Origin of the sequence: Blautia sp. DFI.9.10 (assembly GCF_024461705.1) — a bacterium.
Taxonomy (GTDB): Bacteria; Bacillota; Clostridia; order Lachnospirales; family Lachnospiraceae; genus Blautia_A; species Blautia_A fusiformis.
In genome coordinates, this window is record NZ_JANGAA010000033.1 from 1 (window position 1) to 20,709 (window position 20,709).

Below are 20,709 nucleotides of genomic sequence, written 5' to 3' on the forward strand. Positions count from 1 at the left end.
AATGCAGTAGTGGGAGAAGCAAGAATCCCCCTGCTTTAGCTGTGGGGAGTGTCAATTTGATCTGTCGTTTGAAGAAACCGTGAGACGACATAATACAAGAAACAGAGAATTTGGTGAAAAAGATATGCGCAGATGGTGGAGAGAAAAAGATTTTTCTTCAGTTCTCAGGGAACAGGCTATTACCTGCGAAATGGATACAGACAGTATTGTTGAGAAAATATACTCGGATTTGAACGCAGATCGCAAAGCGATTGCGTTCATGAGCATATAAAGTAAATGTAATACAAACATGTTCAGACTGGCAGCATGATTGCGATCATGCTGCCTTTTTTGCTGCTTTCCAGTACTTTTACCTGTCCGTTATGCTGTCTGACAATTTCACTGACAAGTGCAAGCCCCAGGCCGGCACCTCCCATAGCGCGGCTTCTTGATTTGTCCACACGGAAAAACGGGGTGAAGATTTTTTCCTGATATTCAGGAGGAATGCCGATTCCGGTATCAGAGACTTCAAGAAAGGCGTAATTGACAGAGGTGGATGTATCTGTTATTTCTTCGGAAAGATGGATATTTACGGTTACTTTTCCACCGGAGTGATTGTATTTGATCGCATTTTCCACAAGATTGTACACAGCACGATACAGCAGCAGGTAACTTCCGGTAATAATGCAGTCTCCCTCCTTCTGGATCAGTTCAACATCCTTCTGTTCCGCTATGGAAGCCAGGTCGCAGAAAACCTCATCCGTCAGTGCTGCCAGAGAGATCCTCTCGGAACGTTCAACAGTCTGTACACCGGTCATATCCAGGAGGATTTCAGCCAGATGGGAAAGTCGCCCGGTCTGCTCCTGGAGCATGGCAAAAATCTCCTGATAATCTTTTAAAGCAGGTGTTTCCCTGCGGGCAAAGACCTCCAGATTTGTCTGGATAACGGCAAGAGGAGTCCTAAGCTCATGGGCTGCATTGGCAGAAAACTGCTTCTGGGCAGTAAATGCCTCATCTAGGCGTGCGAGCATTTTGTTAAATGAAATGGTCAGGCGGGAAATCTCGTCATTGGTAGCAGGAACTTCAAGAGCCTCTGAAAGGTTCTGGACCTCTATTTTGTTTACCTCCTGGCTGAGTCTGCGCAGGGGAAGTAATGCCTGACGGCTGATAAAATAAGTGCAGATGCTGCTGAGAAGGATGATGATCCCTGTTACCATGAGTCCTTTGGTGAGAAAAAGTTTTTTGGTTAACTGCAGCTGATCGGAAAGCTCCGGAAATAAGACGGAGGGATTCATATTAAAGGTGATGGGAGCAGAATCTGGGTTATCGATCCGTATCATGTAATCTCCCAGATTCTCCATTCCGGCAACTGCAGACTGACTGATAAAAAAATACATCAGAATGCAGGTGACTGTCATAAGCAGCGCAGTGATCAGTGTCAGACGCCATTGAAGAGATAGCTTTCCGGTTATTTTTTTCATTGTATATCCTCCGTTAAAATGTAACCCTGGCCGATCTTATTCTGTATCGGATCAAAGCCGAGAGCCGTGCGCAGCTTTTTTCGAAGAGAAGAAATGTGGACACGAATGGAATTGCTGAGACTGTTGACGCTTCCGTCCCAGATATGCTCGATCATTTCTTCTGGGCTTATGATACGGTTCTGATGAAGAAGGAAATATTCCAGAAGAGAACTTTCCTTTCGGGTCAGAGAAAGAGGAAGTCCATCGATACTGGCCTTTCTTGTACGGGTATCAAAGCTGATACGTCCGCATTGCAGACATACATCCTGCTGGATAAATTTCCTTCGTGTCAGACTTCGGATCCGTGCCTCCAGCTCTTCAAAATGAAAAGGCTTTGTGAGATAGTCATTGGCACCGAGATCAAGCCCTTCAACCTTGTCCTGGATCTGTCCTCTGGCAGAGAGGATCAAAACGGGAGTGGAAGTATCGGATTCCCGAAACTGGCGCAGGATTTCCAGACCATCAACGCCTGGAAGGTTCAGATCAAGAAGGATGAGATCATAATTTTCCACCAGACATAATTCCAGTCCTTCATCCCCGTCAAAACATGTGTCCGCTTCATAGCCATCCATGCGAAGTCCCTCCGCAATAGACTGGCAGAGCTGCTTTTCATCTTCGATTATCAATATATGCATAATAAATTCTCCTAAAAAACAGTTGATTTTGCTTTGTTATCTATCATATCATGTATAGCATAAAATTCCTGTAAATTTTTTTATTTCTTAACAGAGATTTTATACAGGGGATGATATAGTAAGGCTACAGAGAGCAAGATTTACATATAAAATATACGTCGGTTCCGGATATTATACGTCGGTTCCGGATATGGGCCGGTGATATCAGAAGGGAGAATATAAACAATGAAATTAAGAACACAGAAAATAACAGCACTTATGGCAGCAGCGGTATTAGGAATATCTGCATTTGGAAGCGTACCGGTAACGGCGGCAGAAAGCACGGAAACAGCAGATATCGGAGAGGCAATGGCGGTGGATGGAGAGGCAGTTTCATCAGATCTGGTAGCAGGTACATTTAAGCCTTCCGACGTAACCTGCAAGGCACAGGATTCTTATGAATATCCGTTTCTGGGACTGAAGCTTTCACTTTCGAAGGAGCTGTTAAAGCAGATCAAGGACCAGAGCATTGCAATGCTTACCACGGAAGATTTTGAGAATCAGACCAATGCAGTGACATATGCCTACGTAAGCTGGAGCAAAATGACAGAGGAACAGAAAAATGCCGAAATACAGAAGATGGGAACCGGATATGACGACTGGGTGGCAGGTCTGGACAGAATTGGTACAATTGGCGTTTATGACGAAGCTTCACAGAAAAAGCTGGATGAGATCACAGGCTGTACAGAGCATAAAGAGCTTGGAAGCAGCAGTGACGGGAAATACAAATATTATCTGAGCACCAACAAAGATGCAGATGAAAAGCTGACAAAGGAGCTGGAAAAGATCAAAACCGACATTACGGAAATGACACCGTATCAGAATATTTCCGTGTTTGACCAGCCACAGGATACCAGCGTCAACCCGGAGGATGTAAAATCTGTAGGAAAATTTGAAACAACAGGAATAGATGGAAAAACATATACAGAAAAAGTATTCAGTGACTATGACCTGACGCTGGTAAATGTTTTTACAACCTGGTGTTCACCATGTGTAAAAGAAATTCCGGAACTTCAGGAGCTTTATAAAGAAATGAAAGAGAAAGGTGTCGGAGTAGCAGGCGTGGTGCTTGATACTACAGATGAAAAGGGAAATCAGGACGAGGAGGCTGTAAAAAAAGCAGGCATTCTTCAGGAAAAAACAAAAGCAAAATATCCGTTCCTGATACCGGATACTACTATGATGAACGGCCGTCTGCAGGGGATTTCCGCATTTCCTGAAACATTTTTTGTTGACAAAGATGGAAACATTGTAGGCGATACCTATACAGGAAGCCATACACTGGACGAATGGAAGGAAATCGTGGAAAAAGAGTTTAAAAACGTTTCAAAGTAAAAGATGATCATTATGGAGAGTGGAAAAATGATTCGGAAAATAACAGAATCCAGGTGGATCGGACCTGCTCTGGCGGTTTTGGGAATTTTACTGATGATACTGGGAATCTGCAGGGGCGAAGTGTCTGTAGTTTTTACAAAAGCGATCAACATCTGTATGGAGTGTATTGGCATTGGATAATAAGAAGATGAAAATAAATGAATGGCCGCGGCATGGGATCCAGGCATTGTGGGCGGCCCTTACAAACAGTCACATATCAGGCTTTGTGACTGGAAAGATCTATACCGGAAAACTGAAAAATGTCTGTGTTCCGGGGCTGAACTGTTATTCCTGCCCCGGGGCAAGAGGGGCCTGTCCCATTGGTTCCCTTCAGGCTGTGATCGGAAGCTGGAACTTCAAGATGGCATATTATGTAGCTGGATTTCTGATCTTTGTAGGAGCGTTGCTTGGAAGACTGGTGTGCGGATTTCTCTGCCCCTTTGGACTGATCCAGGATCTGTTGAACAAGATTCCTTTTCCAAAGAAGATCCGGACATTTCGGGGAGATAAGCTTCTGCGAAAACTGAAATATGTGATCTTTCTTGTATTTGTGATCATACTTCCCATGTTTGTAGTAGATATCATGGGCCAGGGAGCACCATATTTCTGCAAGCTGATCTGCCCGGCAGGAACACTGGAAGGAGGTATCCCTCTGGTGCTGCTGAACAAATCCATGCGAAGTGCAGTAGGCTGGCTGTACATGTGGAAAAATACAATCCTGGTGATCACCATTATCTTATCAATTATGATATACCGGCCATTCTGTAAGTATATCTGTCCGCTGGGAGCTTTTTATTCGGTATTTAATAAAGTTTCCGTTTTTCGTTACAGAGTAGATAAAGAAAAATGTGTTCACTGCGGAAAATGCAGGAATATCTGCCAGATGGAGGTCGATCCGACGGAAAATCCAAACAGTACAGAATGTATCCGATGTGGAAGATGTAAAAAGATATGTCCGACACAGGCGATCCGGTGTGGGTTTGCAGGCAAACCCTGATACAGAAAAATACGAAAACGGTACAGCTTATAAAATATAAGGTGTACCGTTTTTTGCAGAAAACTACTTTTCCATATTATCTATCAGTAACATATTCAGCTGTTCCCAGCGCTTCAGATCTTTTTTTGTAAAAAGCAGCTGGTGACGGAACGCTTCGGTAAGCTCCTGTGGTTTTAAAGTGATCACACATTTGAATGCGCAGGGCATCAGATCCGCACTGGAAATCCCACACAAAAGTCCTGTTGTAAAATCTCGAAGCTCCAGAGGATTAAAAATGTACAGGAGATCTTCTTCCAGTGGGTTATACTGATTTACAAAGGAAAAACGGATCAGCATATCACTGTAAAGAACTTTTCCGGTGTAAAAAATCTCACTGCTTCTTCCGTTGGCAGAAACAGAACAGATCGTTAAGGTTGCTTCGTATTTTCCGGATTCGCCTTTTTTTTCATAAATATCGATGACGCCATCCTTCGTACGCTGATAGCGTCCATCGTAAAAGTAAAAATATAGCCGTTGTGCCTGAAAAAATGGGCTTTTTTGTCCTTTTCCCGGTGCATTGGACGGTTTACTGGCTGTTTCAGGAAGACCAGTGGTAAGCTGGGACATAGATACCTGGAGAATCTGGCTGATCTCATATAAAGTTTCGATATCAACGGAGATATCTCCATTTTCATATTTGCATACGGTAGCTCGACTTTTATGGATGGCATCTGCCAGATCTTGCAGAGTCATCTTTCCGGCTTTTCGGTATTTTCTTATTTGTTCACCTACATAACAGGTAAAATTACTCATTTTGTTTCCTCATACTATCTATTTTTCTTATTAATTTTTATTGTATACGATTATATCGGAAAAACCGGTATTTTGTAAAGTAGTAAGAAACTTTTTTGAAATAAAATTTCGTAAAAAGAAACTTCTGCCATTTGCACTTATCTTTATTTAAGGTAAGATATGGCTGTTAGGCTGAAGGTTTCAGCCTATATCAAATATATACTTGAAGAGGGGAAATTGAAATGAAAGAAAAAGGAAGTAGCTTTTCCGGCTCAATAGGCTTTGTCCTGGCGGCAGCCGGAAGTGCAGTAGGAGTTGGAAATATCTGGAGATTTCCATATCTCTGTGCCAAAGATGGCGGAGGACTTTTCCTGCTGGTTTATCTGGTACTGGTACTGACTTTTGGATTTGTACTGTTGACAACGGATGTAGCACTTGGGAGAAAGACAAAGAAAAATGCATTGAGGGCTTTTGAATCTCTTGATCCAAAGTGGAAATTTTTAGGACATTTAACGTTTATGGTTCCGGCATTGATCATGACCTATTATTCTGTTATCGGTGGATGGATTGTAAAATATTTTTTTACTTATATTATTTCTGATGGGAAAGATGCGGCTTCAGATGTATACTTTACATCATTTATTACATCAGATATTGCACCCGTTGTATTTATGCTGATCTTTCTGGCACTGACTGCCTGGATCGTATTTCGTGGTGTGGAAAAGGGAATCGAAAAGTTTTCCAGGATCATTATGCCGGGGCTGATTCTTCTGATTGTGATCATTGCGATTTTTTCACTGACACTGTCCCATACTGATACGGATGGAACTGTTCGCACCGGTATGCAGGGGCTGGCTGTTTACCTCAAACCGGATTTTCATGGATTGACGGTAAAACGCTTCCTGGAGATCCTTCTGGATGCGATGAGCCAGTTATTCTTTTCCTTAAGTGTATCTATGGGAATCATGATTACATATGGTTCTTATGTGAAAAATGAAGTTAATTTAAATAAAGCAACAAATCAGATTGAGATCTTTGATACCGGCGTTGCGTTTCTTGCAGGAATGATGATCATACCGGCTGTTTTTGTATTTCTCGGAAAGGATGGAATGGCTTCCGGCCCAAGCCTGATATTTATCTCACTGCCAAAGGTTTTTGATGCCATGGGAGTATTTGGCCGTCCGGTGGCAATTGCATTTTTCCTGATGATGGGATTTGCGGCACTGACTTCCTGCGTGTCTGTCATGGAGACACTGGTTGCAAACTGCATGGAACTTTATCATAAACCACGTAAGAAAATGTGTGGTGCTGTCGGGATTTATTCTCTTGTTACAGCAGTACTGATCTGCCTTGGTTATAACAAACTGTATTTTGAACTTAAACTGCCAAATGGTTCCGTTGGACAGCTTCTGGATGTGATGGATTATATCAGCAACAGTTTTCTGATGCCGTTTATCTCACTTTTGACAAGCATTCTGATCGGCTGGGTGATCGGCCCTGACTGGATCATAGGAGAAGTGGAACGAAATGGGGAACACTTCAAACGGGCAGGGTTATATCGCTTTATGATCCGTTATGTAGTGCCGGTTGTAATGCTGATATTATTCCTGGTATCTACAGGATTTGCAGATTTGATTTCATAAGTGTGGTAATATGTTTATGGCGTCTGGACAGTCGCATTAACGGATGACCAGTACAAGATACGATTAAATAACAGAGGATTTGATGAAAAAAGATATGTACGAATGTTGGAGAGAAAACTAATACATAGAACGGAAATGATTCAGAAAATTAGACTTAGCTCACTTTAAAAGTGAAAAAATAATTTGATAATTTCTTGACAAGTACTAATAAATATGTTAGTATTCAATCATCAAATTAATAAAGTCTTCGGTGACTGACGGAGTTGTGGGATAACCACGAGGGAGCCGGAGATTCGATGAGTCGACCGTCTGGGCAGTATTTGAAAAACTTCAGATACTGCTCTTTTTTATGGGATAAAAGATGCAGACGGTTGCAGCGGAGAAAGGAGAACATTATGGGATTTAAAAGTGACATCGAGATTGCACAGGAGTGCACAATGGAGCCAATTACCAAGATTGCAGAGAAAGCAGGTATTGATGACAAATATCTGGAGCAGTATGGTAAATACAAAGCAAAGATCGACTATAATCTTCTGAAAGAAACAGACAAAAAAGACGGAAAGCTGATCCTGGTAACAGCCATCAACCCGACACCGGCAGGTGAGGGAAAAACTACGACAACCGTAGGTCTTGCAGATGGAATGCAGAGACTTGGAAAAAATGTTATGGTAGCTCTTCGTGAGCCATCCCTGGGACCGGTATTTGGTGTCAAAGGTGGTGCGGCAGGCGGCGGCTATGCACAGGTAGTTCCGATGGAGGATATCAACCTTCATTTTACCGGTGATTTCCATGCAATCGGTGCGGCAAACAACCTTCTTGCAGCAATGATCGACAACCATATTTTCCAGGGTAATGAACTGAACATCGACCCGAGAAAGATCACCTGGAGACGATGCGTGGACATGAACGACCGTCAGCTTCGTAATGTAGTAGACGGACTTGGCGGAAGAACAAACGGTATGCCGCGTGAAGACGGATATGACATCACTGTAGCATCTGAGATTATGGCAGTTCTCTGTCTGGCAAGTGATATCAAAGATCTGAAAGAGAGACTTTCCAGAATCATCATCGGATATACTTACGGTAAGGTTGCTGAGCAGAAACCGGTAACAGCAGGAGACCTCCACGCAGAGGGTGCTATGACAGCACTTCTGAAGGATGCCCTGAAACCAAACCTTGTTCAGACACTGGAGCATGTTCCGGCGATCGTTCATGGCGGACCATTCGCAAATATCGCTCACGGATGTAACTCCGTAACCGCTACAAAGATGGCTATGAAGCTTGCTGATTATGCCATCACAGAGGCTGGATTCGGTGCTGATCTTGGAGCTGAGAAATTCCTGGATATCAAGTGCCGTATGGCAGGTCTTACACCAAGTGCCGTTGTTATCGTAGCAACCGTACGTGCTCTGAAATATAATGGTGGCGTTGCAAAAGCAGATCTTAACAATGAGAACCTTGAGGCTCTTGAAAAGGGTATCCCGAACCTTCTGAAGCATGTAAGCAATATCAAAAATGTATACAAGCTTCCATGTGTGGTAGCTATTAACGCATTCCCGACCGATACCAAGGCAGAGCTTGATTTTGTGGAAGCAAAATGCAAGGAGCTTGGCGTAAACGTAGCACTTTCCGAGGTATGGGCAAAAGGTGGCGAAGGCGGAATCAAGCTTGCTGAGGAAGTGATCCGTCTTGTTGAAGAGCCGAATGATTTCACATATGCTTATGAACTGGAAGGCTCCATCGAGGACAAACTGAACCAGATCGTACAGAAGGTTTATGGTGGAAAGAAAGTGGTTCTTACAGCAAATGCCCAGAAGCAGGCGAAACAGCTGGAGGCACTTGGATTTGGCAACTGCCCGATCTGTGTGGCTAAGACCCAGTACAGCTTAACAGACGACCAGACAAAGCTTGGTGCTCCGACAGATTTCGAGGTAACAGTAAGAAATCTTAAGATTTCCGCAGGTGCAGGATTTATTGTTGCACTGACCGGTGAGATCATGACCATGCCAGGTCTTCCGAAAGTACCGGCAGCAACCAAGATCGACGTAGACGAGAGCGGTAAGATCACAGGACTGTTCTAATATAAAGATTTTTTGAGGGGAATTCAGATAGAAAGCGGTAGAGCCTGCAAAAATAGAGGTTCTGCCGCTTTTTCTTATATTGTTGTCTATTGCTCATGGCGGCGGTCCAGCCATTTACAGATGTAGTGGCCAACAATGTTCCCGGCCAGAAGGGTAAAGAACAAAGCAACATATTTCTGCATGGTGTTCACCTCTTTCATTCAGGATTGTATCTGCATTATATCATATTTCGAATGAAAATAATTGACTTTTTGCGGTGAATGGACTATGATGTGTGTAGCTAAAGAAAGTAATTATGCTTATCATGGGCAAAGCAAAACCCTCGGAAGTGGTCGAGACTTCCGGGGGTTTTTGTTTCGTTTATGTAAGGTGGTTTAATCCTTTCAGCTGGAGGTTCGGCAGCAACAGCATTATAGCATGTTCAGAACAAAAATGGTATAATATTATAAATTGTCAAGAATGTCAGCAATCTCCTGCTGCTTGTTGGGATAAAACTCACAATGTAGAGGAAAGTGCAGAGGGGACGCGCATGTGACATTTGCGTTAATTAAGAGGAATCCTATAGAAAAAATTGTAGAGATAAATGAATGTGGGGGGAAATATGGTATACACATGCAAATATAAATCGCTAATCGGAGATATTTTACTTGCCGCAGATGAAATCGGACTTACCGGTCTGTGGTTTGAAGGACAGAAATATTTTGCAAATACACTTCCGGAAGATTATGTTCCACAGGAAACGAAAATTCTCACAGAAGCAAAAAAATGGCTGGATGTATATTTCTCCGGTGAAGAACCGAAATTTACTCCGCCACTTCATCCCACCAGTTCAGTATTCAGACAGGAAGTGTGGAAGATTTTATTACAGATTCCCTACGGACAGACGATCACATATGGAGAAATTGCGCGCAGAATTGCAGTGATGAAAAACACTTCCCATATGTCCGCCCAGGCAGTAGGCGGTGCGGTTGGACATAATGAAATTTCCATTATCATTCCCTGCCATCGAGTCGTAGGAACAAATGGAAGCTTGACGGGCTATGCCGGAGGAATTGACAAAAAAATTTCACTTCTCAAGCTGGAACATACAGATATGAGCCGTTTGTTTATTCCAAAGAAAGGAACTGCACTGTAAAACTCAGGCTGAGAGGACGGTCTGGTGCAGGCGTCCACGAAAAGACAGATATTTTATTTATGAAAGCATGCTATGAAAATTGCCAGCAGGATTTCGGAGGAATAATTATGGGAAAAATACTGGATGAAGATTTAATCTACGAGATACTGTCCGTGGTGGAAGAGATACCTGAGGGAAAAGTGGCCTCCTACGGACAGATCGCACGTCTGATCGGGCGGGATAAAAATTCACGTCTTGTAGGAAAAGTCTTAGGTATGGCAGAATTTTACGGGAAGTATCCCTGCCACAGAGTTGTGAACCATGCAGGGCGTACTGCACCAGGCTGGAGAGAGCAGAAGATGCTTCTGGAAGACGAGGGTGTGGAGTTTAAGGCAAATGGATGTGTAGATATGAAGCAGTATCAGTGGGAGGAGTAGTGTTTTATGAATTATAGAAAGTAGAAATATGATGCAGATCCCGGAGCTTACAGAAGTTCTGAAGCTGAAAGCAGGGGAAAACGGTCTGGAGTAGTCTGTACGATGGGGCTATTTTGCAGACTGCCTGCAGTGCATCAAAAGTGAATACAGGATTGAATAACTATATCCATGGAGGAGAATTCGTAGTTCTGACAAATCCCAGTGTCACCAACGACAGCCGGAAACTCGTGCTGGAGGAAAAGGACAGAAACGCCGCAGAGCAGTTGTCTTCCTCTATTCTGGATGCAGAACATTTAAGCCGAGAGCGTGATGGCACAGGCCAGATATCTGAACCTTGCACCGCTTACTATGACCGATGAGCAGATGGAGAAAGGAATTGAGATCTTTGAAGCTTCTCTGAAAGAGGCATTAGAAGCATAGATTAATAGAAAGTTACTCTGTAATAGAATGCTACTCTGTAACAGAAAAATAAAACATGCTTGACAAACCATAAATTCCTCGTATAATTATCAATGGTAATTAACGAAGATAATTATATAAGGAGTTTTTTTATGACAAATGAAAAGATCAAGCGGATGTTTGATGCGTTTTATCAGGCAAAGCGGATCCGGGATATGCTTCCGCCACTGCCTCAGGGGGTGATGCCATCCTACATACAGTATCTGGATGTGATCCATTCTCTGCAGCGGGAAAAAAAGGATATCCGGCTCTCTGATATCAGTGATGCCATGAACCTTCCGCGTCCGGGTGTTACCAGAACAGTGAAAGAAATGGAGGCAAAGGGATATCTTCAGAAGCTTACGTCTCCGGATGACGGGCGCGTTACTTACATTTCCATAACAGAAAAAGGAGAGAGGCTTTCCAGGAAGTATGATCAGGATTATTTCAGCAGTCTGGCGCCCTATCTTTCAGAGATTTCCGAAGAAGAAGCAGACAATATGATCCGAACCATCGGGAAATTTTATCAGATTATGTGTGACAGGAGGGAACATTATGACAAATGATAAGGCAGATTTTACCCAGGGAAATATCCTGAAGAAGCTGGTTGCATTTATGATGCCGGTACTCGGTGCGCTGATCCTGCAGGCTGCCTATGGTGCGGTCGATCTTCTTGTAGTTGGAAGATTCGGTTCCACATCCGGACTGTCAGCGGTTTCCACCGGAAGTCAGGTACTGAATCTGGTTACCTTTGTAGTGATCCAGTTTGCTATGGGTATCACAGTTCTGATCGCACGTTATCTTGGAGAAAAAAGACCGGAGCAGATCGGCTCCGTTATCGGTGGGGCTGCAATCGTCTTTACCATGATCTCTATCGTGCTGTTTATTGTTATGGTAGGCTTTGCACATCCGATTTCCATGCTGATGCAGGCACCGGAAGAAGCGGTAGCGCTGACTGCATCTTATGTACGGATCTGTGGCAGCGGAATTTTCTTTATTGTCGCGTATAACCTACTGTCTGCTATTTTCCGTGGCCTTGGTGACAGTAAATCTCCGCTGCTGTTTGTGCTGGTGGCATGTATTGTAAATGTGATCGGAGACCTGGTACTGGTAGCCGGCTTACATATGGATGCAGCAGGAGCAGCTATTGCTACGGTTTCTGCTCAGGCCTTAAGTGTTGTATTTGCAGTAGTTCTGCTGATAAAGAAGAAGCTTCCGTTTACCATTACAAAAAAAGATTTCCGGCTGAATCCTCAGTGCAGACGTTTTCTTAAGATCGGACTGCCGCTGGCACTTCAGGAATTCCTGACACAGATTTCATTTCTGGCCTTGTGCGCATTTGTCAATCGCCTGGGTCTGGAAGCATCCTCCGGTTACGGAGTTGCATGTAAGATCGTAAACTTTGCCATGCTGGTTCCAAGCTCCCTGATGCAGTCCATGGCCTCCTTTGTTTCACAGAACGTAGGAGCAGGAAAGCCGAAACGTGCGAGAAAATCCATGCTTACGGGAATTGGAGTTGGCCTGTCTGTGGGATGCCTGGTATTTATCCTGATCCTGCTGAAGGGTGATGTGCTGGCAGGATTCTTTTCAATAGATGCCGGCGTTATCCAAAAGGGCTTTGATTATCTGAAGGGGTTTGCTCCGGAGACACTGGTAACGGCTGTTCTGTTCAGTATGATAGGCTATTTCAACGGAAACAACCAGACCATATGGGTTATGGTCCAGGGCCTGATCCAGACGCTTCTGGTACGACTTCCAATGGCGTACTTTATGAGTATCCAGCCGGATGCCAGCCTGACAAAGATCGGTCTTGCAGCACCGGTATCTACCACAGTGGGAATCATTCTGAACATCGGATTCTTTCTGTACTTTACCCGTGTGAAAAAAGAAATTGTTTCGGAAGAATGACCGGATAAAGGGATGTAAATGAGAGGGGTGATATGATATAATCAGAATCACCCCGGCAGAGGTGATGGTACTGACCCCTGAAATAGCTGCCGGAATCTTGACAGCTGTAAAGGAGGAGTACAGGATGATTTGCGGGATGACGTATTTTCAGATATGTCTGTATTTTTTGTTTTATTCTTTTGGAGGATGGGTCGTTGAAGTTATCTTCCATGCAGTAACCTTAGGAAAGGTTATAAACCGGGGATTTCTCAACGGTCCGGTATGCCCGGTGTACGGATTTGGTGTACTTTCCGTGTTTGCATTGCTTAATACGCTTCAGAGCGGCGGACATCAGATGAGTGAGGGAATGATCTTTCTGTTTGGAATCGTTCTTGCAACTGCGGTAGAGCTGGTTGCCGGATGGCTTCTGGATGTATGCTTCCATGCAAGATGGTGGGATTATTCTAATAAGCCGCTGAATTTTCACGGCTATATCTGTCTTGAGTTTTCCCTGATATGGGGACTTGCCATTGTGATGGTCGTAAAGGTTTTTCAGAAGTATGTGGAGCGTCAGGCTTCTCATACACCTTCCACACTGGAATGGGTTGTTATGGCAATTCTGTATGCGGTGTATCTGGCTGATCTTATTGTAACAGTGGCGGTGATCCGCGGACTGAATAAGAAGCTTACCCGACTGGATAAGGTACGTGCGGATCTGCGGATCGTGAGTGATAAGCTCAGTGATACTCTGGCAACAACTACCATTGATACAGCACAGAAGGTGGGAGAGGGAAAGGTTCAGGTTGCTCTTGCTAAGGCAGAGCTCAGAGATGCGACTGTGGCTCAGAGAGAAAAATCTGCCGAAATGCTTCGGATGAAGAAAGCGGAGCTTCAGGCACAGTTTGATGAGCTGTCAAGCTCTATCACAAACCATACGGTATTCGGCCAGGGAAGAATCATTAAGGCTTTCCCGGAGATGAAGCACAGAGATTATTTTGAACTGATCCAGGAACTGAAGAAAAAACTCAGATAAGAAAAATGAAACGCGATAAAGAGGCAGCAGGAAATGTTGGAAATTTCCTGCTGCCTCTTTTGGCGTATCAGAGCTTCAGCTTATCGGATCCGTTTCTTTATCATTGGTCCGATGATCATGGCGATGATCATTTTTATGAGATCTGCCGGGATAAACGGAATTACACAGATTCCAAGAGCTGCTTTGAAAGTGGAATCTGTAACGATGCAGAACCATACAGTTCCGAAAAGATAGCATACAATTGTTCCTGCGATCATACCAACGAGCTGGATCAGAGGCTTATGGCAGTTGTCAATTACCAGTCCGGCAATAACAGCCATAACGATAAAGCCGATGATGTATCCGCCTGTAGGACCGGCCAGCTTTGCAGGGCCGCCGGTAAATCCGGAAAATACCGGAAGACCTACAAGTCCAAGCAGAAGATAGATCAGATAGCTGATGGTTCCTTTTTTCCATCCGAGAAGATACAGGGACAGATAGATGGCAAGATTGGTAAATGAGATTGGAACCGGACCGATCGGAATGGACAGCGGCGCAAGAATACAGGTGACAGCTGCCATAAGAGCGGTCATGGTGATCTCGTAGGTTTTTGTACGTGGTGCAGAGACAGTATTTGTCTGATTCATATTAAAAGAGCCTCCTTTGAAAAAGGTAATATATTTACTGGTTTGGGTAAGTAATGAAATGCTGTAAGTGTGTATGACAGGTCATATGTCCATAAGGATGCTTACGCAGATTCAATCTCATAGGTGAATCCTGCATCCGTAATGGTTTTCAGAGTGTCTTCGATTCCCTGACCACCTTCTGTAAGATAACCGGAAGCAAAAATAGAGTCTACAACACTGAGCAGTTTTTTTTCTTCGCCTTTAAAATAAACTTCTCTTCCGGCAGCACATCGGATATCTGCTTTAGGTACAAGAAGTCTTGCCAGGCAGAGAACCTTCATACAGTATTCGGTTGTCAGCTGGGAAATATCTGCATTTCCGAGAGGAGTTCCCTTGATCGGAAGAAGAAAGTTGATCGGCAGTGCTTCCGGCTGGATCTCACGTAATTCCAGAAGCATGTCAACAACGTCTTCCTTACTTTCACCCATGCCAATGATACCGCCGCTACAGATCTCGAAACCAAGTCCCTGAAGCATATGGATGTTCCGGACACGCTGGTCAAAGGTATGTGTACTGCAGATATTATGATAAAAGGAACGGCTGCTGTTCAGATTATGGTTGATCCGGTCAAGACCAGCCTCTTTGAGCATTTTTGCCTGGTGCTCTGTGAGAAAGCCTATGGAGCAGCAGAGATGAGTTCCGTGTTCTTTCATTTTGCGGATCCTCCGGGCCAGCTCCTCGATCTCTTTATCTGTAAATTTCATACCACTCAGTCCGATACAATGTCTGGATAAATGATAATCATTTACGAAATCATTGTCCTGATATAATTTGTCTTCATCTACCCATTTGTATTTATCAATATCGGCAGTGGAACGACATGACTGGGCACAGTAGGCACAATCCTGGGAACAGTTACCGCTGCGGGCATTGGTAAGGATGTGGATGCTTACCTGGTTTCCCTTATATTTGTAACGTAAACTGCTGGCAAGGTCAATCAGTGCCTCAAGTTCTTCGTCCGGAGTATCTAAAATTGCAATGGCTTCATCTCTGGAAAGCGATGGAGCTTCTTTTTCGCATGATGCAGTGTTCATGTCAATACCTTCCTTTTGAGTTTTTTTGTACGGGTATCACTTTATCACAGAGAAATATCGAATGTCAACTACAAATATAAAACGAGTTTACAATTAAAAAACTGTAGTATTAAGGTAATGCTTAGGATCATCAAAGCAGGTAATTTCCTTGATTCGGTTAAAATAATTCTCAATTCAATATCATATCTTTATAAAATCTTAATACGGAAGCAGAGACTTTTATACTATCTTTGAAAGTAGTTATATATAATAAAATGCGTTACGAGGATAGCACTGTTAAAAGTATTGATAAGGAGTTCTGATCATTTATGCCGGAAAAATCATATAAGAAAAAACATATGACATCTTTTCAGCTGATTATCATGGGGTTTGCAGGAGTGATCCTTTTGGGAACCGTTCTGCTGATGCTTCCATTTTCTTCTGCGGAGAAAGTGATCACACCATTTCATGAGGCACTTTTTACAGCCACTTCGGCGGTATGTGTTACAGGTCTTGTGGTAAAGGACACTGGAAGCTACTGGTCCCTGGCAGGCCAGACGATCATTCTTGCACTCATACAAACAGGTGGGCTTGGAGTAGTGACTGTGGCTGCGTCTGTTTCCCTTCTTTCCGGAAAGAAAATATCCCTCATGCAAAGAAGCACCATGCAGGATGCAATTTCAGCTCCAAAAGTCGGAGGAATCGTCAGACTAACAAGGTTTATTTTGAGGGGAACATTTTTGATCGAAGCTGCAGGGACGGTGTTGCTGCTGCCGGTTTTTATGGGAGATTATGGAAAAAAGGGAATCTGGATGTCAGTTTTTCATTCAATCTCTGCTTTTTGTAATGCCGGCTTTGATATTCTGGGGACAGATTCCAGTATGTTTCCATCGCTGACTGGGTATTCCGGAAATATACTTATAAATCTGGTAATTATGCTGTTGATCATTACAGGAGGAATCGGTTTTCTCACATGGGATGATATTTATACAAATAAACTGAACTTTAAACGTTACCGCATGCAAAGCAAGATCATTCTCATGACTACCGCATGTCTGATCTTATTTCCGGCAGTTTTTTTCTATATCTGTGATCTGACAAAATTACCCATGGGAAAACGCCTGTTAGCAGCAGCGTTTCAATCGGTAACGACAAGAACTGCCGGATTTAATACTATAAACATTTCAGAGATGAGTGAGGCATCAAAAGCAGTTATGATATTGTTAATGCTGATTGGTGGTTCACCGGGATCTACAGCAGGTGGAATGAAAACAACAACTTTTTCAGTACTTATTTTAAATGCAATTGCGACATTTCGAAGTCAGGAAAATGCAGGAGCTTTTGGGCGAAGACTTGAATATCATGTGATAAAAAATGCAGCGACAATAGCCATGTTATATTTTGCCTTGTTCTTTGGCGGCGGAATAGCGATCAGTGTGTACGAAGGCCTTCCGCTTTTAAATTGTCTGTACGAAGCTGCTTCAGCTGTTGGTACGGTAGGTCTGACTCTGGGAATCACACCGGAACTTCATGTTTTTTCACAAGTCGTGTTGATCATACTGATGTATCTGGGACGTGTAGGTGGTCTGACCCTGATCTATGCGGTATTTTCCGGAAGAAATAAGGGAAATGCAAAGCTCCCTCTGGAAAAAATCACAGTTGGATAAGAAGGAGAAAAATAATATTATGAAAAATGTATTGCTTATTGGACTTGGAAGGTTTGGAAGACATATTGCCATGCAGCTCAATCAGCTGGGACATGAAGTTATGGCAGTTGACTGGAAGGAAGAAAGAGTGGACAAAGTACTGTCATTTGTGACGAATGCTCAGATTGGTGACAGCACCAATGCTGAATTTTTACAGTCCCTTGGAATTGGAAACTACGACATTTGTTTTGTGACCATTGGAGATAGCTTTCAAAATTCTCTTGAAACAACATCCCTTCTAAAAGAACTGGGTGCAAAATTGGTGATATCCAGAGCTGAACGTGATGTTCAGGAAAAATTTCTTTTACGCAATGGTGCCGATAAGGTAGTTTATCCGGAAAAGCAGGTGGCAAAATGGGCCTCCATCCGTTATACAGATGATCATATCCTGGATTATATGGAGGTGGATGCTTCCCATGCAATTTTTGAAGTGGAAGTGCCGGAAGAATGGGTTGGAAAAACAGTGGGTGGACTTGACATCAGAAAACGCTACAATATTAATATTCTGGCAGTAAAAAATGAAGAGGAATTCAGTATTGCAATTTCACCGGAAACATATTTTACAGAAAATGATAAATTACTGGTATTAGGAGAATACAGAGCTCTTCAGAAGTGCTTCCGCATATAGCTCATTGCCATGAAGAAAAAATTTTTGACCACAGAACTGCTGCGTGATATAATTCCAGTAAACAACAGCAGAAGGAGAATGAGCTTGAAAATGGAGGATACAGTAAAAAACAGAACCTGTCCGAAACGGCCATTTGCATGGTATGTGGAAAAACCGTCTGCAAAAGATTACTTGCTGACGGTTTTTATATTTGCAGTATGCACTTTGATTGGCCTGCTGTTTCAGAAGCTGGATTTTACAGATACGAATATTGTAACGATATACATTCTGGGTGTGTTGATCACTTCCATCGTGACAGATGGTTATCTTTGCAGTGTAGCAGGCTCCTTTTTAAGTGTATTCTTATTTTGTTTTTTCCTGACGGAGCCAAGGATGTCTTTTGAGACATATGCGGTGGGATATCCGGTGACATTTTTCATAATGCTTATTTCATCCGTACTTACAGGAACCCTTGCGGCAAAGCTGAAAATGCATGCAAAGCTGTCTTCACAGATTGCCTTTCGCACACAGGTTCTGTTTGATACGGATCGTCTGCTGCAAAAGGCAAAAAGTGAGACAGAAATTCTCGGAGTTACCTGTACACAGCTGATACGCCTGTTAAACCGCAGCATCACGGCATATGTTGTGGAAAATGGAACTTTATCAGAAGGAAAGCTTTTTTCCGGGGAAAAAGAGAGCACTGAGGATTTTCTGACACAGGAAGAACAACAGGCGGCCAGATGGACTTATGAAAACAGACAGCGTGCCGGCGCATCCACACAGTATTTCTCACAGGCAAAATGCTTATATCTGGCAATTCGAAGCGGGAATAATGTTTATGGCGTAATCGGGATCCCTCTGCAGAAAGAAACACTGGACTCTTATGAATACAGCATCCTGCTGTCTGTAATAAATGAATGTGCACTTGCAATGGAGAATGTACAAAATGCCATAGAAAAAGAAAAAAATGCGGTTTTAGCAAAAAATGAGCAGTTGCGTGGCGATCTTCTTCGGGCGATCTCCCATGACCTGCGTACTCCGCTTTGTTCTATTTCCGGAAATGCAGATATGCTTCTCAGTAACAGTGACCGTCTGGATGAAGCTACAAGGTATCAGATCTACACGGACATTCATGAGGATTCAGAGTGGCTGATCGGAGTTGTGGAAAATCTGCTTTCCATTACCAGGCTCAATGATGGAAGATTGAAGTTTAAATTTACGGATCAGCTTTTGGATGAGGTAATAGCAGAGTCACTCCGGCATGTCAGCCGGAAGCATGATGCGTATAAGATCGTGGCGGACTGTGAAGAACTTGTTCTTACACGTATGGACGTGCATCTTATTATACAGGTTCTGGTAAATTTGATCGATAATGCGATAAAATATACGCCGTCAGGCTCTGTCATCAGCATTCGGGGGTTCAAAAAAGCCGGGAAAGCACAGGTAAGCGTGGAAGATAACGGCCCCGGGATCCCGGATGAAATGAAGCCACATATTTTTGAGATGTTTTATACAGGGAAAACAACCGTTGCAGACAGCCAACGGAGTCTGGGGCTTGGCCTGGCACTTTGCCGCTCGATCATAGAAGCTCACGATGGAACACTGGTTCTTTCGGATCATGCTCCGCATGGATGTACTTTTACTTTTACTTTACCATTAAGCGAGGTGACATTAAATGAATAAGACATTAATTCTGGTGGTTGAGGATGACAGACCCATACGGAACCTGATCGTTACCACTTTAAAAACACATGACTATAAATATCTGGCTGCAGAAAATGGGGCTTCGGCCATTTTGGAGGCTTCATCACACAATCCGGATATCGTTCTTCTGGATCTGGGCCTTCCTGATATGGAAGGAGTAGAGGTAATAAAGAAAATCCGTACCTGGTCGAATATGCCGATCATCGTGATCAGTGCCAGAAGTGAAGATATGGACAAAATAGAGGCACTGGATGCGGGTGCAGATGATTATATCACAAAACCATTTTCAGTAGAAGAATTACTTGCGCGTATCCGTGTCAGCCAAAGGCGGCTTGCCATAACGCAGTCAGGAAAACAGCCGGAAACATCTGTTTTTGAAAATGGTGGATTAAAGATAGATTACACGGCTGGCTGCACATTCCTGAAGGACAGAGAACTGCATCTGACGCCCATTGAGTATAAGCTGCTCTGCCTTTTATCCCGTAATGTTGGAAAAGTATTGACACATACATATATTACTCAGCAGATCTGGGGACGCTGCTCGGAAAACGATGTTGCTTCTCTCAGGGTTTTTATGGCAACACTGCGGAAAAAACTGGAGCTTGAAAAAAACGGTGTACAATATATCCAGACGCACATAGGAATTGGATATCGCATGCTCAGGATCGAGAAACCTGAGCAGGAAACGAACTCTTCTTTATGAAGTCGGAAGGGCTGACGGAAACAGTGGAGCATAAATTCTGTGCATCGCGAAGCGTGTTGCTGAGAACGGAGTGAACAGTAACTAGGGTTTACAGGGCAGATGCATGGAATAAAATTTTGTTTGACTTTTTGAAAAAGAGGCAATATAATTACAGGGAACGAGTGGCAAGTAAGCGTAAATCCAGTTTACCGGCTACTCGTTTTCATTTTACAAAAATGAATATCGTCATGAAAAAGTGTGTAGCGTGTCAGCGTAAGTCCAGCTTATATGACAGGGTGCGCACTTTTTTTGTGCCAAAAAGAAAGGAGGTGACATGCTCCCACCACTTAAATCTTACGATTTTGAAGTGGGGGCTTCCTGCTC

Annotated in this window: 19 protein-coding genes and 1 riboswitch; of the genes, 14 read left to right on the top strand and 5 right to left on the bottom strand. The window is 43.3% G+C overall.

Going from position 1 to position 20,709, the window contains the following annotated elements; genetic code table 11:
* Positions 1-293: 293 nt before the first annotated feature.
* Positions 294-1,460, bottom strand: coding sequence for a sensor histidine kinase (locus tag NE671_RS14775; RefSeq protein WP_173740954.1), 1,167 nt, complete (start codon positions 1,458-1,460; stop codon positions 294-296).
* Positions 1,457-2,134 (bottom strand): response regulator transcription factor, encoded by a 678-nt coding sequence (locus NE671_RS14780; protein ID WP_015527267.1) that lies wholly within the window; start codon positions 2,132-2,134, stop codon positions 1,457-1,459. The genes NE671_RS14775 and NE671_RS14780 overlap by 4 nt, the downstream gene beginning before the upstream one ends.
* A 225-nt stretch (positions 2,135-2,359) precedes the next feature.
* Here NE671_RS14780 and NE671_RS14785 point away from each other — a divergent pair, with 225 nt between their 5' ends.
* The 3 genes from NE671_RS14785 to NE671_RS14795 are packed head-to-tail and all read left to right on the top strand — an operon-like array spanning position 2,360 to position 4,544.
* Complete coding sequence (locus tag NE671_RS14785) at positions 2,360-3,508, top strand: TlpA family protein disulfide reductase (RefSeq protein WP_173740955.1); 1,149 nt, start codon at positions 2,360-2,362, stop codon at positions 3,506-3,508.
* Between the two features lie 27 nt (positions 3,509-3,535).
* Positions 3,536-3,688, top strand: a complete 153-nt coding sequence (locus tag NE671_RS14790; RefSeq protein WP_092068499.1) for a CD1871A family CXXC motif-containing protein — start codon at positions 3,536-3,538, stop codon at positions 3,686-3,688.
* 7 nt (positions 3,689-3,695) lie between these two features.
* On the top strand, positions 3,696-4,544 hold the full coding sequence (locus NE671_RS14795) for a 4Fe-4S binding protein (RefSeq protein ID WP_110102924.1): 849 nt from the start codon (positions 3,696-3,698) through the stop codon (positions 4,542-4,544).
* Positions 4,545-4,607: 63 nt separating this feature from the next.
* Here NE671_RS14795 and NE671_RS14800 read toward each other — a convergent pair whose 3' ends face one another.
* Positions 4,608-5,336, bottom strand: coding sequence for a helix-turn-helix domain-containing protein (locus NE671_RS14800; RefSeq protein ID WP_021652982.1), 729 nt, complete (start codon positions 5,334-5,336; stop codon positions 4,608-4,610).
* Positions 5,337-5,557: 221 nt separating this feature from the next.
* On the opposite strand from NE671_RS14800, the gene NE671_RS14805 reads away from it, so the two are divergent.
* The 7 genes from NE671_RS14805 to NE671_RS14835 all read left to right on the top strand — a co-directional run bounded on the left by NE671_RS14805 (position 5,558) and on the right by NE671_RS14835 (position 13,948).
* The gene (locus NE671_RS14805) at positions 5,558-6,958 is read left to right on the top strand and encodes a sodium-dependent transporter (protein WP_021652983.1); all 1,401 of its coding nucleotides are present in this window, start codon (positions 5,558-5,560) and stop codon (positions 6,956-6,958) included.
* 240 nt (positions 6,959-7,198) lie between these two features.
* A riboswitch (ZMP/ZTP riboswitch) is annotated at positions 7,199-7,280 on the top strand.
* Positions 7,281-7,353: 73 nt separating this feature from the next.
* Positions 7,354-9,039 carry a formate--tetrahydrofolate ligase gene (locus NE671_RS14810; RefSeq protein ID WP_092068491.1) on the top strand — a complete coding sequence of 562 codons (1,686 nt, stop codon included), beginning with the start codon at positions 7,354-7,356 and terminating at the stop codon, positions 9,037-9,039.
* Between the two features lie 601 nt (positions 9,040-9,640).
* Positions 9,641-10,174 carry a methylated-DNA--[protein]-cysteine S-methyltransferase gene (locus NE671_RS14815; protein WP_092068747.1) on the top strand — a complete coding sequence of 178 codons (534 nt, stop codon included), beginning with the start codon at positions 9,641-9,643 and terminating at the stop codon, positions 10,172-10,174.
* A 107-nt stretch (positions 10,175-10,281) separates the two neighbouring features.
* On the top strand, positions 10,282-10,590 hold the full coding sequence (locus tag NE671_RS14820) for an MGMT family protein (protein ID WP_015527257.1): 309 nt from the start codon (positions 10,282-10,284) through the stop codon (positions 10,588-10,590).
* 551 nt (positions 10,591-11,141) lie between these two features.
* Entirely contained in the window at positions 11,142-11,594 is a 453-nt protein-coding gene (locus NE671_RS14825; protein ID WP_044960451.1) for a MarR family winged helix-turn-helix transcriptional regulator, read from the top strand.
* On the top strand, positions 11,584-12,936 hold the full coding sequence (locus NE671_RS14830) for an MATE family efflux transporter (RefSeq protein WP_114002168.1): 1,353 nt from the start codon (positions 11,584-11,586) through the stop codon (positions 12,934-12,936). The genes NE671_RS14825 and NE671_RS14830 overlap by 11 nt, the downstream gene beginning before the upstream one ends.
* A 136-nt stretch (positions 12,937-13,072) precedes the next feature.
* On the top strand, positions 13,073-13,948 hold the full coding sequence (locus tag NE671_RS14835) for a putative ABC transporter permease (protein ID WP_243239047.1): 876 nt from the start codon (positions 13,073-13,075) through the stop codon (positions 13,946-13,948).
* 80 nt (positions 13,949-14,028) lie between these two features.
* Here the strand turns inward: NE671_RS14835 and NE671_RS14840 are convergent, their stop codons facing one another.
* Together NE671_RS14840 and bioB are read right to left on the bottom strand one after the other, a co-directional pair.
* On the bottom strand, positions 14,029-14,574 hold the full coding sequence (locus NE671_RS14840; RefSeq protein WP_256164130.1) for a biotin transporter BioY: 546 nt from the start codon (positions 14,572-14,574) through the stop codon (positions 14,029-14,031).
* Positions 14,575-14,675: 101 nt separating this feature from the next.
* Positions 14,676-15,647, bottom strand: a complete 972-nt coding sequence (gene bioB, locus NE671_RS14845) for a biotin synthase BioB (protein ID WP_173740957.1) — start codon at positions 15,645-15,647, stop codon at positions 14,676-14,678.
* A gap of 308 nt (positions 15,648-15,955) precedes the next feature.
* Between bioB and NE671_RS14850 the strand changes: the two genes are divergently transcribed.
* From NE671_RS14850 to NE671_RS14865, 4 genes are all read left to right on the top strand, one after another.
* Entirely contained in the window at positions 15,956-17,293 is a 1,338-nt protein-coding gene (locus NE671_RS14850; RefSeq protein WP_173740958.1) for a TrkH family potassium uptake protein, read from the top strand.
* Between the two features lie 19 nt (positions 17,294-17,312).
* Complete coding sequence (locus tag NE671_RS14855; RefSeq protein WP_021976055.1) at positions 17,313-17,960, top strand: potassium channel family protein; 648 nt, start codon at positions 17,313-17,315, stop codon at positions 17,958-17,960.
* A 90-nt stretch (positions 17,961-18,050) separates the two neighbouring features.
* Positions 18,051-19,622, top strand: a complete 1,572-nt coding sequence (locus NE671_RS14860) for an ATP-binding protein (protein ID WP_243239049.1) — start codon at positions 18,051-18,053, stop codon at positions 19,620-19,622.
* On the top strand, positions 19,615-20,346 hold the full coding sequence (locus NE671_RS14865) for a response regulator (protein ID WP_110102914.1): 732 nt from the start codon (positions 19,615-19,617) through the stop codon (positions 20,344-20,346). Before NE671_RS14860 ends, NE671_RS14865 begins: the two co-directional genes overlap by 8 nt.
* Positions 20,347-20,709: the final 363 nt, after the last annotated feature.

What these genes read in the sequence shown, in the direction of transcription:
- NE671_RS14775 (WP_173740954.1), bottom strand. Translation starts at nt 1,460, where the DNA reads ATGAAAAAAATAACCGGAAAGCTATCTCTTCAATGGCGTCTGACACTG.
- NE671_RS14780 (WP_015527267.1), bottom strand. Translation starts at nt 2,134, where the DNA reads ATGCATATATTGATAATCGAAGATGAAAAGCAGCTCTGCCAGTCTATT.
- NE671_RS14785 (WP_173740955.1), top strand. Translation starts at nt 2,360, where the DNA reads ATGAAATTAAGAACACAGAAAATAACAGCACTTATGGCAGCAGCGGTA.
- NE671_RS14790 (WP_092068499.1), top strand. Translation starts at nt 3,536, where the DNA reads ATGATTCGGAAAATAACAGAATCCAGGTGGATCGGACCTGCTCTGGCG.
- NE671_RS14795 (WP_110102924.1), top strand. Translation starts at nt 3,696, where the DNA reads ATGAAAATAAATGAATGGCCGCGGCATGGGATCCAGGCATTGTGGGCG.
- NE671_RS14800 (WP_021652982.1), bottom strand. Translation starts at nt 5,336, where the DNA reads ATGAGTAATTTTACCTGTTATGTAGGTGAACAAATAAGAAAATACCGA.
- NE671_RS14805 (WP_021652983.1), top strand. Translation starts at nt 5,558, where the DNA reads ATGAAAGAAAAAGGAAGTAGCTTTTCCGGCTCAATAGGCTTTGTCCTG.
- NE671_RS14810 (WP_092068491.1), top strand. Translation starts at nt 7,354, where the DNA reads ATGGGATTTAAAAGTGACATCGAGATTGCACAGGAGTGCACAATGGAG.
- NE671_RS14815 (WP_092068747.1), top strand. Translation starts at nt 9,641, where the DNA reads ATGGTATACACATGCAAATATAAATCGCTAATCGGAGATATTTTACTT.
- NE671_RS14820 (WP_015527257.1), top strand. Translation starts at nt 10,282, where the DNA reads ATGGGAAAAATACTGGATGAAGATTTAATCTACGAGATACTGTCCGTG.
- NE671_RS14825 (WP_044960451.1), top strand. Translation starts at nt 11,142, where the DNA reads ATGACAAATGAAAAGATCAAGCGGATGTTTGATGCGTTTTATCAGGCA.
- NE671_RS14830 (WP_114002168.1), top strand. Translation starts at nt 11,584, where the DNA reads ATGACAAATGATAAGGCAGATTTTACCCAGGGAAATATCCTGAAGAAG.
- NE671_RS14835 (WP_243239047.1), top strand. Translation starts at nt 13,073, where the DNA reads ATGACGTATTTTCAGATATGTCTGTATTTTTTGTTTTATTCTTTTGGA.
- NE671_RS14840 (WP_256164130.1), bottom strand. Translation starts at nt 14,574, where the DNA reads ATGAATCAGACAAATACTGTCTCTGCACCACGTACAAAAACCTACGAG.
- bioB (WP_173740957.1), bottom strand. Translation starts at nt 15,647, where the DNA reads ATGAACACTGCATCATGCGAAAAAGAAGCTCCATCGCTTTCCAGAGAT.
- NE671_RS14850 (WP_173740958.1), top strand. Translation starts at nt 15,956, where the DNA reads ATGCCGGAAAAATCATATAAGAAAAAACATATGACATCTTTTCAGCTG.
- NE671_RS14855 (WP_021976055.1), top strand. Translation starts at nt 17,313, where the DNA reads ATGAAAAATGTATTGCTTATTGGACTTGGAAGGTTTGGAAGACATATT.
- NE671_RS14860 (WP_243239049.1), top strand. Translation starts at nt 18,051, where the DNA reads ATGGAGGATACAGTAAAAAACAGAACCTGTCCGAAACGGCCATTTGCA.
- NE671_RS14865 (WP_110102914.1), top strand. Translation starts at nt 19,615, where the DNA reads ATGAATAAGACATTAATTCTGGTGGTTGAGGATGACAGACCCATACGG.